The organism is Trinickia sp. EG282A, from assembly GCF_040965455.1.
In the GTDB taxonomy this organism is placed as follows: Bacteria; Pseudomonadota; Gammaproteobacteria; order Burkholderiales; family Burkholderiaceae; genus Trinickia; species Trinickia symbiotica.
Map to the genome: position 1 here is coordinate 1,075,212 of NZ_JBFRCC010000001.1, position 12,458 is coordinate 1,087,669.

At 63.4% G+C, this 12,458-nt stretch carries 13 protein-coding genes; 11 read left to right on the forward strand and 2 right to left on the reverse strand.

The features are described from left to right. The first annotated feature begins 141 nt into the window (after positions 1–141). Positions 142–1,284: a nitrogen regulation protein NR(II) gene (glnL, locus tag AB4Y31_RS04985; protein ID WP_107151489.1), complete on the forward strand. Its 1,143-nt coding sequence runs from the start codon at positions 142–144 to the stop codon at positions 1,282–1,284. Positions 1,285–1,298: 14 nt separating this feature from the next. After that, positions 1,299–2,828: a nitrogen regulation protein NR(I) gene (gene ntrC / locus AB4Y31_RS04990; RefSeq protein WP_368672950.1), complete on the forward strand. Its 1,530-nt coding sequence runs from the start codon at positions 1,299–1,301 to the stop codon at positions 2,826–2,828. Positions 2,829–2,906: 78 nt separating this feature from the next. Here ntrC and xth read toward each other — a convergent pair whose 3' ends face one another. Then, positions 2,907–3,683 (reverse strand): exodeoxyribonuclease III, encoded by a 777-nt coding sequence (gene xth, locus AB4Y31_RS04995; protein WP_368672951.1) that lies wholly within the window; start codon positions 3,681–3,683, stop codon positions 2,907–2,909. Positions 3,684–3,969: 286 nt separating this feature from the next. Between xth and AB4Y31_RS05000 the strand changes: the two genes are divergently transcribed. The 9 genes from AB4Y31_RS05000 (at position 3,970) to AB4Y31_RS05040 (ending at position 11,358) form a co-directional block, all read left to right on the forward strand. After that, positions 3,970–4,500: an SUF system Fe-S cluster assembly regulator gene (locus AB4Y31_RS05000; RefSeq protein WP_368672952.1), complete on the forward strand. Its 531-nt coding sequence runs from the start codon at positions 3,970–3,972 to the stop codon at positions 4,498–4,500. 17 nt (positions 4,501–4,517) lie between these two features. Further along, positions 4,518–5,978, forward strand: coding sequence for a Fe-S cluster assembly protein SufB (gene sufB, locus AB4Y31_RS05005; RefSeq protein ID WP_368672953.1), 1,461 nt, complete (start codon positions 4,518–4,520; stop codon positions 5,976–5,978). Positions 5,979–6,007: 29 nt separating this feature from the next. After that, complete coding sequence (gene sufC, locus AB4Y31_RS05010; RefSeq protein ID WP_368673451.1) at positions 6,008–6,763, forward strand: Fe-S cluster assembly ATPase SufC; 756 nt, start codon at positions 6,008–6,010, stop codon at positions 6,761–6,763. Beyond that, positions 6,760–8,085, forward strand: coding sequence for a Fe-S cluster assembly protein SufD (gene sufD, locus AB4Y31_RS05015; RefSeq protein ID WP_368672954.1), 1,326 nt, complete (start codon positions 6,760–6,762; stop codon positions 8,083–8,085). The genes sufC and sufD overlap by 4 nt, the downstream gene beginning before the upstream one ends. Further along, on the forward strand, positions 8,082–9,338 hold the full coding sequence (locus AB4Y31_RS05020) for a SufS family cysteine desulfurase (protein ID WP_368672955.1): 1,257 nt from the start codon (positions 8,082–8,084) through the stop codon (positions 9,336–9,338). The genes sufD and AB4Y31_RS05020 overlap by 4 nt, the downstream gene beginning before the upstream one ends. Further along, the gene (sufU, locus tag AB4Y31_RS05025) at positions 9,335–9,790 is read left to right on the forward strand and encodes a Fe-S cluster assembly sulfur transfer protein SufU (protein WP_368672956.1); all 456 of its coding nucleotides are present in this window, start codon (positions 9,335–9,337) and stop codon (positions 9,788–9,790) included. Before AB4Y31_RS05020 ends, sufU begins: the two co-directional genes overlap by 4 nt. Positions 9,791–9,802: 12 nt before the next feature. Beyond that, on the forward strand, positions 9,803–10,162 hold the full coding sequence (locus AB4Y31_RS05030) for an SUF system Fe-S cluster assembly protein (protein ID WP_368672957.1): 360 nt from the start codon (positions 9,803–9,805) through the stop codon (positions 10,160–10,162). Between the two features lie 10 nt (positions 10,163–10,172). Further along, on the forward strand, positions 10,173–10,493 hold the full coding sequence (locus AB4Y31_RS05035) for a non-heme iron oxygenase ferredoxin subunit (protein WP_368672958.1): 321 nt from the start codon (positions 10,173–10,175) through the stop codon (positions 10,491–10,493). Positions 10,494–10,632: 139 nt separating this feature from the next. Beyond that, positions 10,633–11,358, forward strand: coding sequence for a ferredoxin--NADP reductase (locus tag AB4Y31_RS05040; protein ID WP_368672959.1), 726 nt, complete (start codon positions 10,633–10,635; stop codon positions 11,356–11,358). A gap of 12 nt (positions 11,359–11,370) precedes the next feature. On the opposite strand, the gene AB4Y31_RS05045 is transcribed toward AB4Y31_RS05040, so the two are convergent. Further along, on the reverse strand, positions 11,371–12,453 hold the full coding sequence (locus tag AB4Y31_RS05045; protein WP_368672960.1) for an aldose epimerase family protein: 1,083 nt from the start codon (positions 12,451–12,453) through the stop codon (positions 11,371–11,373). Positions 12,454–12,458 lie beyond the last annotated feature (5 nt).

The window sequence follows — 12,458 nt, forward strand, 5'->3', positions numbered from 1 at the left end:
GCGCTTCGCCTTCGATAGTCGGCGGAGCGGATACGCCGCTTACGAACGGTAGTCTCGAAGGGACGGCGGCGCCGTCCCTTTTTTGTGCATCCCGCTCATTGCTCTTCATTGCAGCCCCTGCCCGATAGGCCGGACTCCACGATGGTTCTCAAGAATCTGATCAAGCCGAAGAAGGGGCATGCCGAACCCCTCACCGACGATGCGGCGCTCGCGTCATCGGGGCTGTTGCCTGGGCTGGAGGCGCTGCCGACGGTTGCGCTCGTGCTGGAGAAGCGCACGTTGCGCGTGGCGTTCGCGAACCCTTCGGCCGAGTCGATGCTCGACTTGTCGCGGCGTCAGCTGATGCAGATGTCGTGGCCCGACATCTTCGCGAACGGCGACGAGCTCGTCGAAACGATCGCGGCCATCGCCGAGCAGCGTTTTCACGCGACGCATCTCGATGCCGTGCTAGAGCGGCCGGGACGCGAGGCACTGCACGTGCATGTCGTCGTCGGATTTCTCGAGAGCGCGTCGGATTACGTCCTGCTCGAGCTGTTCGAGAACGAGCGCCACTTGCGCACCGATCGCGAGGAGCGCATTCACGACCTGGCGACCGCGAACAAGCAACTGATTCGCAACCTCGCGCACGAGATCAAGAACCCGCTCGGCGGCATTCGCGGCGCCGCGCAACTGCTCGAGCTCGAGCTCGGTGCGCGCGAGCGTCATGAGCTGCGCGAGTACACGCAGGTCATCGTGAAAGAATCGGACCGCCTGCAAACGCTCGTCGATCGTCTGCTCGAGCCGCACCGGCATCCGCATATCGTCGGCGACGTCAACATTCATGAAGTCTGCGAGCGAGTGCGCGCCGTCATCATGGCCGAGTTTCCGCGCGGGCTCACGATCGAGCGCGACTACGACGTGAGCGTGCCCGAGCTGCGCGGCGACAAGGAGCAGTTGATCCAGGCGCTGCTCAACATCGTGCGCAACGCGGCGCAAGCCCTGCGTGCACGCATCAGCGAAGGCGATGCGCGCATCGCGCTGCGTACGCGCGTGGCCCGCAAGGTCACCATCGCGAAACGACTTTGCAAACTGGCATTGGACTTGCGTGTGATCGACAACGGTCCGGGGATTCCCGAAGAGATTCGCGATCGCATCTTCTATCCGCTCGTGTCCGGGCGCGAGGACGGTAGCGGGTTGGGTCTCACGCTCGCGCAGACTTTCGTGCAGCAGCACGACGGGATGATCGAGGTGGAAAGCCGGCCCGGACACACGGAGTTTCAGATTTTATTGCCGCTCGACAATTGACTAACGACCACTCTATGAAGCCGATCTGGATAGTAGACGACGATCAATCGATCCGCTGGGTGCTCGAGAAAGCCCTCGCGCGCGAGAGTCTCGCTACACGCAGTTTCGCCAATGTGCGCGAGGCGCTTGGCGCACTCGAACACGAGACGCCTCAGGTGCTCGTGTCGGACATCCGCATGCCGGGCGCCTCCGGGCTCGAGTTGCTGCAGTCGATTCGCGAGCGGTTGCCCGAGTTGCCCGTCATCATCATGACCGCCTACTCCGATCTCGACAGCGCTGTCGCCGCCTTTCAGGGCGGCGCGTTCGAATATCTCGCGAAGCCTTTCGATATCGATCGGGCCGTCGAGCTCATTCATCGCGCCGTCGACGAAAGCCTGCGCGGCGCGCATGCGGCCGAGGTATTGCTGGCCGATGCGCCCGAGATGCTCGGCCAGGCGCCGGCGATGCAGGACATGTTTCGCGCGATCGGCCGTCTCTCGCATTCGTCGGCGACGGTTCTCATCACGGGCGAGTCGGGAACGGGCAAGGAACTCGTTGCCCGGGCGCTGCATCGACATAGCCCGCGCGCAAACGGCCCGTTCATCGCGCTCAATACGGCCGCGATTCCGAAGGATCTTCTGGAGTCCGAACTATTCGGCCATGAGCGCGGTGCCTTCACGGGCGCGCAGGCGATGCGGCAGGGCCGCTTCGAGCAGGCCGAGAACGGGACGCTCTTTCTCGATGAAATCGGCGACATGCCGTTCGATCTGCAAACGCGGCTGCTGCGCGTGCTGTCGGATGGACAGTTCTATCGCGTCGGCGGACACAACCCGTTGCGCGCGAACGTGCGCGTGATCGCGGCCACGCACCAGAACCTCGAGTCGCGCGTGCGGCAAGGGCTTTTTCGCGAGGACCTCTATCACCGGCTCAACGTCATCCGCCTGCGCCTGCCGCCGCTGCGCGAGCGCAAAGAGGACATTCCGCTGCTCGCGCGGCACTTTCTGCAAAAGAGCGCGCGCGATCTCGGCGTCGAGCCCAAGCGCGTCTCAGAGGCGACGCTCGCCTACCTCGCTTCGCTGCCGTTTCCGGGCAACGTGCGCCAGCTCGAGAACCTCGCGAACTGGCTGACCGTTATGGCGCCCGCGCAGACGATCGAGATCAAGGACCTGCCGCCCGATCTCGTGCCGCCCGCGGGAGAGGGGGCCGGCGAGATCGTCGCGGGACCTGCCGCCGTGCCGCAGGCTGCGGCGGGCGTCATGTCGTTCGATGGCGGCGGCAGCAACGGTGTCGCCATCGCGGCGCCTCCACCGGCCGGCGCCTTGGGCGGCGTATCGACCGCAGTGCCCGTGAGCGTCTGGGAAAGCGGCTTGCGCGCCGAGGTCGCGCGGATGTTGCGCGAAAACACCGCAGAGGTGATGGACGAGCTGGCGCGGCGATTCGAGGCCGCGGTCATTCGCGAAGCCCTCGATTTCACACGCGGCCGCAAGGTCGAGGCGGCCGAGAGGCTCGGCATCGGGCGCAATACGATCACGCGCAAGATCCAGGAGCTGCACCTCGAGCCGTGAGGCATCGTTGATTCTACCGGAGCTACGTTTGCGCGCGCGTTGCTCCGGTCCAGCCGCTCGTTATTTCCCCTGCGTTAGTTAGCCGATCTGCGCGATCACGGGGGCGTGGTCCGACGGCTGGTCCCACTTGCGCGGCGTCTTGTCGACTTCGCAGTGGGTGCAGGTGGCGGCGAGCGCTGGAGACAGCAGGATATGATCGATGCGCAGGCCCGCGTTGCGTCTGAACGCGAGCATTCGATAGTCCCACCACGTGAACGTCTTCTCGGGTTGCTCGAATTGTCGAAACGAGTCGACGAAGCCGAGCTCGATCAACTTCGCGAATGCCGCGCGCTCGTCCGGCGAGACCAGATTCTGCCCCTGCCATGCTTGCGGATCGTGGACGTCGCGATCTTCGGGTGCGATGTTGTAGTCCCCCAGTAGCGCGAGCGACGAGTAACGCGTGAGTTCGCCGGCGAGCCAGCCGGCCAGCGCCTCCAGCCAGCGCAATTTGTAGGCGAATTTCTCGGTGCCGGGTGCCTGGCCGTTCGGGAAATAGGCCGACACGATCCGCTTGCCGCCGACGGTGGCGGCGATGACCCGTTGCTGCGGATCATCGAAGCCCGGAATGTTGCGCACGATGTCGGTTTCGTCGACTTCGATTCCTTCGCGCACGAGAATACCTACGCCGTTATAAGTCTTCTGTCCGGCACACCAGCTGCGATATCCCTTGGCCGCGAATTCCGCATGCGGGAATTTGTCGTCGGGCAGTTTCAGCTCTTGCAGACAGAGCACGTCGGTATGGCTCAACTCGAGCCAATCGATGACATGCTGCTGGCGCACTTTCAAGGAATTGACATTCCAAGTTGCGATTTTCATATTTCGGGTGATGCGGTCGGTCTTGTCGGCGAGCCGCGACGGGTCGTATTTTCGCGAGAAGCGTATCACAGTCCCTTGAGCCAACAAGGTTTTGAAGTCGGGACTACAATGGGTTCGTGACGCCGATGTCGAGCGAATTGGGGCGACGAGCACGAGATTCAAAGGCTGCATTGCCGCCCGAAAGACGCTGAAGTCCGCAATGCGATCCCTGTGGATTTTGTTTTTGGGTGCGGATCGTCGGCAGCTCAATCAGGACCTTGTGGGTACTGATTAGGAGTACTACGTAATGCTGCGAATGAGCAAGCTTGCCGATTACGGCACGGTGATCCTGGTCGCGATGGCGCGCGACGCCGAGGCCGTGCAAAGCGCCGGCAGCCTCGCGGGCGCGACGGGCATCCCACTGCCGACTGTCGCCAAAGTTATGAAGATTCTCACGCGCGGCGGCCTGACGAAAGCGCTGCGGGGCGCGAGCGGCGGCTATCTGCTTCAGCTCGCGCCGCGGAGCATTACGCTCGCCGACGTCATCACCGCGATGGACGGCCCGTTCGGCATGACCGAATGCAGCGCAGCGCCGGGCCTCTGCATGCAGGAGGCGATGTGCGGTGCACGCGCGAATTGGCAAAAGGTCAATCGTGTCGTGCTGGAAGCGTTGAGGCAGGTATCGCTTGCCGACATGGCCGGCCCGGTGCTGTCAGAGGCCGACCTCGGCGCCATTCGTACACGGGCTCCTCGCAACGAAGGCGTTCAGCTTGTCGCGCAGCCCGCGCGCAACGCGAAGTCCACACGAGACGCACGCTCGACGTCGCGCGCTCGTTGACATAGCGGAGGTCACGCATGAGTTCACCGACGACTTCACCCTCGACCAGCATCGATCAATTGATTCGTCGCGAATATCGGCACGGGTTCGTCAGCGACATCCTGTCCGATACGCTGCCGCGCGGACTATCGGAAGACGTGGTCCGGCTCATCTCGGCGAAGAAGAACGAGCCCGAGTTCATGCTCGAGTGGCGGCTCGCGGCCTACCGACACTGGCTGACGATGAAGGAGCCCGCCTGGGCCACCGTTCGCCACCCGCCGATCGACTATCAGGACATCGCCTACTATTCTTCGCCGCTCTCGGGCAAAGAGCGCCCGAAGAGCCTCGACGAAGTCGATCCGGAGTTGCTGCGCACGTACGAAAAACTCGGCGTGCCGCTCGCGGAGCGCGAAATGCTTGCCGGCGTGGCAGTCGACGCTGTGTTCGACAGCGTATCGGTCGCGACGACATTTCGAGAAAAACTCGGCGAGCTCGGCATTATTTTCTGTTCGTTTTCCGAAGCGGTCGAGCGGCATCCCGATCTGGTGCGCCGGTATTTGGGTTCTGTCGTTCCGCACACGGACAACTTCTTTGCCGCGCTGAATTCGGCCGTCTTCAGCGACGGCTCGTTTTGCTACATCCCGCCCGGCGTGCGCTGCCCGATGGAGCTGTCGACGTACTTCCGCATCAACGCGCGCAACACCGGCCAGTTCGAGCGCACGCTGATCATCGCGGACAAAGGTTCGTACGTCAGCTACCTCGAAGGCTGTACGGCGCCGATGCGCGACGAAAATCAGCTGCACGCGGCGGTGGTGGAGCTCGTCGCACTCGAGGACGCACAGATCCGTTACTCGACCGTGCAGAACTGGTATCCGGGCGACGAAGAGGGCCGTGGCGGCATCTATAACTTCGTGACGAAGCGCGGCGACTGCCGTGAGGCCAACGCAAAGATCTCTTGGACGCAGGTCGAGACTGGTTCTGCCATCACATGGAAGTACCCGAGCGTCATCTTGCGCGGGGACAACTCGATTGGCGAGTTCTACTCCGTCGCGCTGACGAACCATCATCAGCAGGCCGATACCGGCACGAAAATGGTGCATCTCGGACGCAATACGCGCAGCACGATTATCTCGAAGGGGATCTCCGCCGGGCGCGGCAAGAATGCGTACCGGGGCCTCGTCAGAATGGGACGCGGCGCCGAGGGCGCGCGCAATTATACGCAGTGCGATTCGCTGCTGCTGGGCGAGCGTTGCAGCGCACATACGTTTCCGTACATCGAGGTCAAGAATCCGACTGCCAACGTGGAGCACGAAGCATCGACTTCACGCATCGGCGAAGACCAACTGTTCTACTGCAGACAGCGCGGCCTTTCCGAGGAAGACGCCGTGTCGATGATCGTCAACGGCTTTTGCAAGCAAGTGTTCAAAGAGTTGCCGATGGAATTCGCCGTCGAGGCGCAGAAGCTGCTTGGCGTGAGCCTCGAAGGCAGCGTTGGGTGAGATGGAACGTGGCTGAAAGGACGACAATGATGCTCGAGATCAGCAACCTGAACGTCGAAGTCGAAGGCAAACCGATCCTGCGCGGCCTGGACCTCAGCGTCGGCGCAGGCGAAGTGCACGCGATCATGGGCCCGAACGGGTCGGGCAAGAGCACGCTCGCGCATGTCTTGGCGGGGCGTGATCATTACGTCGTGACGGGCGGAACGATTCGTTATCGCGATCGTGATCTGCTCACGCTCGCGCCCGAAGAGCGTGCGAAAGAGGGGCTCTTTCTCGCATTTCAGTATCCCGTCGAAATACCGGGTGTCAGCAACGTCTATCTGCTGAAGGCCGCGCTCAACGCGCAGCGCCGGCATCGCGGCGAGCCCGAGCTCGACGCGATGGAATTCCTGCAGATCGTCAAGGAGAAGATGGCGCTGATGCAGATGGACGAGAGTCTGCTCTATCGTGCCGTCAACGAAGGATTCTCGGGCGGAGAGAAAAAGCGCAACGAAATTCTTCAACTTGCCGTGCTCGAGCCGAAGCTTGCGATCCTCGACGAAGCGGACTCGGGTCTCGATATCGACGCGCTGCAGACGGTTGCGAACGGCGTGAACCGGATGCGCAGTCCGGAGCGCGCGATCGTGATCGTTACGCACTATCAACGGCTGCTCGACTATGTCGTGCCCGATCGTGTCCATGTGCTTTCGCAGGGCCGCATCGTCAAATCCGGTACGCGCGAGCTTGCGCTCGAGTTGGAGAGCAAGGGCTATGGCTGGGTGACGGAAGAAGAGGCATCGCAATGACCGACTCGACCCTCGACCTCTATCGCCACGCGTTCCGCACGCTCGCGAAGACGCTTCCGGGCGCGGAACTCGGGTGGCTGCGCAGCGCGCGGCGCCACGCGTTCGAACGGTTCGAGGCGCTGCGCTTTCCGACCACGCACGCCGAGGAATGGAAGTACACGAACGTCGCACCGATCGAGCAGCACGCGTGGCATTTCGCATCTCCGCGCGGCGACAATGTCGACGTATCGCCGATCGTCGACGATCTGGTCTTGGATAAATCAGCGGTACGCCTCGTGTTCGTCAACGGACGGCACGCGCCCAAGCTTTCGCAATTGCAAGGCTTGCCCGAAGGCGCTTTCGTCGGCAGCCTCACGCGCGCGCTCCGCGAATTCCCCGAGCGCATGGAGCCGCTGATCGCGCGCGTCATGCCGCATGACGGATTCGCCGCGCTCAATACCGCGTTTCTCAGCGATGGCTATGTCGTCGCGTTGCCGCCGGACTGCCGGATCGAGCGACCGATGCAGATGCTGTTCATCGCCGACGAAGCGGGTCTCGCCACGCATCCCTTCAATGTCGTTCTCGCCGCGCGAGGCTCGCGCTGTTCCATCGTGGAGCAGTTCGTCGGCATCGCGGACGACAGCTATCTGACGAACGCGGTGACGCATATCGAGGCGGCCGCCGGTGCCGACGTCGAGCACTGCCGTGTCCAGGAAGAGGCGCGCCGCGCCTTTCACGTCGCTCGCGTCGACATCGCCGAGGAGCGCGCAAGCCACGTCGCATCGCATTCTTTCGCATTCGGCGGCACGCTCTCTCGAATCGAGATCGATGTCCGCTTTCGCGGAACCGACGCGCGCACGGACTTGACGGGGCTCTACTTCGCCGGTTCGCGCCAGCACCTCGATCATCACACGCGCATCGACCACGAGTTGCCGCGCTGCACGAGCCGCGAGCACTACCGGGGCGTACTCGACGGCGCATCGCACGGCGTGTTCGATGGACGCGTGATCGTCCATCAGGGCGCCCAGCAGACCGATGCGCATCTCGAGAATCAAAACCTGCTGCTTTCGCGCGATGCCGAGATCGATACCAAGCCGCAGCTCGAAATCTATGCCGACGACGTGAAGTGCACGCACGGCGCGACGGTTGGCCGGCTCGACGATAACCAGCTCTTTTATCTGCGGGCGCGCGGAATCGACGAGCCTGTCGCACGCGCAACGCTAGTCTGGGCGTTTGCGCGCGATGTCATTGATCGCGTCGGCGCCGATTCGGTGCGCGCGCGGCTCGCGAAGCTGCTGCTGGCCCGCACGCCAGAAGCCGAACGTATCCGCGAATTGACATGAAGCTGATCGAACCCGTGACGACGATTCCAGACCGCGACGCGGTGGCGCGCTGGCGTGAAGATTTCCCGATCCTGCGCGAACGCGTGCACGGTAAGCCGCTCGTCTACCTCGACAACGGTGCAACGACGCATAAGCCCGCGACCGTCATCGAAGCGGAGCGCCGCTACTACGAGCATACGAATTCGAATGTCCATCGCGGCGTGCACCTGCTCTCGCAGCGGGCAACGGAGGCCTACGAGGCGGCGCGCGCGCGCATTGCGCGCTTTATCAACGCGGCGCGGCCGGAAGAGATCGTCTACGTGCGCGGTACCACCGAGGCCATCAATCTCGTCGCCCAAAGCGACGTTCGGCCGCGCGTCGCACCCGGCGACGAGATTCTGATCAGCGCGATGGAGCATCATTCGAACATCGTGCCGTGGCAGATCGTCTGCGAGCAAACCGGTGCCCGGCTCGTCGTCGTGCCGATCGACGACCGGGGCGCGCTCGACATCGCCGCATACGAGCGAATGATCGGCGAGCGTACGCGTATCGTCGCTCTGACCCATGTGTCAAACGCGCTCGGCACGATCAACCCAGTCGCGCGGCTCATCGAAATCGCGCACGCCCGCGGCGTGCCGGTGCTGCTCGACGGCGCGCAGGCCATCGCGCATCTGCCGGTGGACGTCAGGGCGCTGGACTGCGATTTCTACGCGTTTTCGGGGCATAAGGTTTACGGTCCCACGGGCATCGGCGTGCTGTACGCCAAAGCGGACCGGCTTGAAGCGATGCCGCCGTGGCAAGGCGGCGGCGACATGATTCGCTCGGTGACGTTCGAGCGGACGACATACAACGCGATCCCATGGAAATTCGAGGCGGGCACGCCGAATATCGCCGGCGCGATCGCGCTCGCGGCGGCGCTCGATTATGTCGACGCGATCGGCGTCGATGTCATCGGTGCGCACGAGGCCGCGCTGCTCGCTTATGCGACGGACGCGATGCGTGCGTTGCCGCGCGTTCGGCTGATCGGCACGGCCGACCACAAGGCCGGGATTGTGTCGTTCGTTCACGAGGACGTTCACGCGCACGACGTGGGGACGATTCTCGATCACCACGGCGTCGCGGCGCGCGCGGGGCATCATTGCGCGATGCCGGTCATGCAGCGTTTCGGGGTGCCGGCCACGGTGCGTGCCTCGTTCGCGCTTTACAACATACGCGAGGACATCGACGCGCTGGTCGCGGCAATGACGCAGGTGGAGGAGGTCTTCGGGCGATGAGCGATTTGCGCGACCTTTATCAAGAAGTGATCTTCGACCACTACAGGCAGCCGAGGAATCGCGGCGTGCTGGCTCACGCGAACCACAAGGCCGACGGCTACAACCCGCTTTGCGGCGACCGCATCACGCTTTATCTGCTCGTCGAAGAGGGCATCGTGAAGGATGCGCGGTTCGAAGGCGCCGGGTGTGCCATCGCGACGGCCTCGGCGTCGCTGATGACAGAAGCGCTCAAGGGGCGGACCGAGGCCGAGGCTGAAGCGTTGTTCGGGCGTTTCCACGAGATGGTGACGACGCCTCCCGGCCAGCCTCTCGCCGACGAGGCGGCGCTCGGCAAGCTCGCGACGCTCTCGGGCGTCCGTGAGTTTCCGGCGCGCGTGAAATGCGCGACGCTGGCTTGGCATACGCTCCATGCGGCGTTGCGCGACGAAACAGGAACGGTCTCCACGGAATGATGGGCGAATGCGATGAAGGCGATGGATTGGTTGCGGCGTGGCAACAAGGCCGATGATGACGGTTATGGCGATCTGCAGACGCGTGTGATCGAGGCGTTGCGGACCGTGTTCGATCCCGAGATTCCCGTCAACATTTACGATCTCGGGCTCGTCTATGAGCTCGCCGTCGATGAAGGCGAGGGCCGCGTCGGCGTGCGCATGACGCTAACCGCGCCCGGTTGCCCCGTTGCGCAGACGTTTCCCTCGATCGTCGAGGACGCGGTGCGCTCGGTGGATGGCGTCAACGATGCGGTGGTCGAGCTCGTTTGGGATCCGCCCTGGTCAAGGGAGCGGATGTCGGAAGCCGCTCGCCTGCAATTGGGGCTCGTTTGAAAATTACCTCATGTCCGACTGGCTCAACGTAGCGAAGCTCGATGAATTTGCGCCGGGGTCCGTGCGCAGCGTCAACATCGACGGCACGCAAGTCGCCGTGTTCAATGTCGGCGGCGAGTATTTTGCGATTGAGGATCTCTGCACGCACGATGGCGGCGTCCTGACGGGTGGGACGTTCGACGGCGATGTCGTAGTTTGCCCGAGACACGGCGCGCGCTTTTGCGTGAAAACCGGAAAAGCGCTCAGCCCGCCAGCCTATGAGGACGTTGTGGTCTTTCCGGTTCGCGTCGAGGCCGGTGTCGTCCAGGTGCGCGATGCGCGTTGGGATTGAGCGGCGATGGTTGCCGTGCGGCGACCAGGCGCGACGCAACCCGGCATGATCGATGCAGGGGTGCGGCGTTGGCGGCCCCCTGGACGAATCCGCCACATTGCAGGATGATGCGATTGTCGTTATTGGCCTGGGGGTTGCCATGAGCACCTATGAGACCAAGCTGATCGCGCGCGACATCGTCGCCGCCGATACGATGATCTTCGAGTTCGAGCGGCCCCAGGGCTTCGATTTCAAAGCCGGGCAAGCGATCGACTTGATTCTCGTTGAGACGGAGGTTGCCGAGGCGAAAGGCGCCCGTCATACGTTTTCGATCGTCAGCGCGCCGTTCGAAAATAAGCTCGCCATCGCCACGCGCATGCGTGCCGCGAGCACGTTCAAGCTGGCGCTCAAGCGGCTCATGGTCGGCACGCCGGTGCGCATCGAAGGGCCATATGGCTCGCTGACGCTGCACGACAACTCGCGGCGCGCCGCCGTGATCATCGCGGGCGGCATCGGCATCACCCCGTTCCTCAGCATGGCGCGCCAGGCCGCGAACGACCAATCCCCTCAGTACCTGATGCTCGTTTATTCGAACCGCCGGCCGGAAGACGCACCGTTTCTTTCCGAACTGACGCAACTCGAACGGGTCAATGTTAACTTCCGCCTCGTCGCAACGATGACGCAAGCGAGCAAATCCAATATCCATTGGAACGGCAAGACGGGGCCTGTCGACGAAAGTCTCTTGCAGCAGGCGGCGGGCCATTTCCCCGAGCCTGTCTACTATGTCGCCGGCCCTCCGATGTTCGTCGAGGCGATGTGCGCGACGCTTGCCGACATGGGCATCGCAGAGAGCTCGATACACAGCGAGGACTTCTTCGGATACTGAGCCGTTGAGCCCTTACTCGGCCACGCTGAGCCGGTACTTCGTTAGTTGCCGGTATGGCTTGCCGGGACGCACGATCAGGTGATCGCGGCTCGCCATATTGATTTCGTTCGGAAACGCCCCCGCTTCGAGGCAGAACCCGGCGTGACGCGCGTAGCGATGCCCGTTGCGGCCGCGCACGCCGTCGAGATAATTGCCCGTATAGAACTGCAGGCCGCGCTGATCGGTCGATACGGTCAGCTCCCGGCCGCTGCCGGGATCGTACGCCCGCGCGACCGGTCGAGCGGTACCCGCCGTGCCACTCGTTTCGCCGTTGTTTTGCCCAAACGACAGCACGTAGCAATGGTCGAAGCCGCCCGCAAGCGAAAGCTGCCCATGCGGCCATTCGAGCCGCGCGCCGATCGGCGCGCTCTGGCGGAAGTCGAAAGCATTTCCCGCGACGGGACTTTCGCGCAACGGGATCAGCGAGGCGTCGACTTCGAGAAAGCGGTCGGCGTCGATCGTCATCAAATGCCCGCGAATATCGGCGTTCGGTTCGGCCGTCAGATTGAAATAGGCATGGTTCGTCAGGTTCAGCGGTGTCGGCGAATCCGTGTATGCCTCGTAGTCGATCGTCAGCTCCCCATCGTCGTCGAGCGCATAACGGACCGACACGGTCACGTTGCCGGGAAAGCCGGCCTCTCCTTCGTCCGAGTTCAAGCGCAGAACGAGCGCGCCGTCATCTTCCTCGGCATCCCAGAGCGCTCGATGAAAACCGGCGCCGCCGCCGTGCAGCAGATTGTCGCCCTCATTGCGATCGAGGGTGTATTCGATGCCGTCAAGCTCGAAGCGCGCACCGGCGATTCGGTTCGCCCAGCGACCGACGATCGCGCCCATGTAGGCCGTCGATTCCAGGTAGTCGGCGGGCGAGTCATGCCCGAGCAGTACGTCGCCGAGCCGGCCCGCGCGATCGGGCGCATGCCATGAGACGAGTGTTGCGCCGAGGTCGCTGATGGCAATTCTGATGCCCTGAGCGTTACGAAGCGTGAAGAGGCGGGCGAGGTCGCCGCCGGGGAGGGTGCCCCAGGGCTCGGAAGACAATCTTGCGGTGCTCATCATCGAGG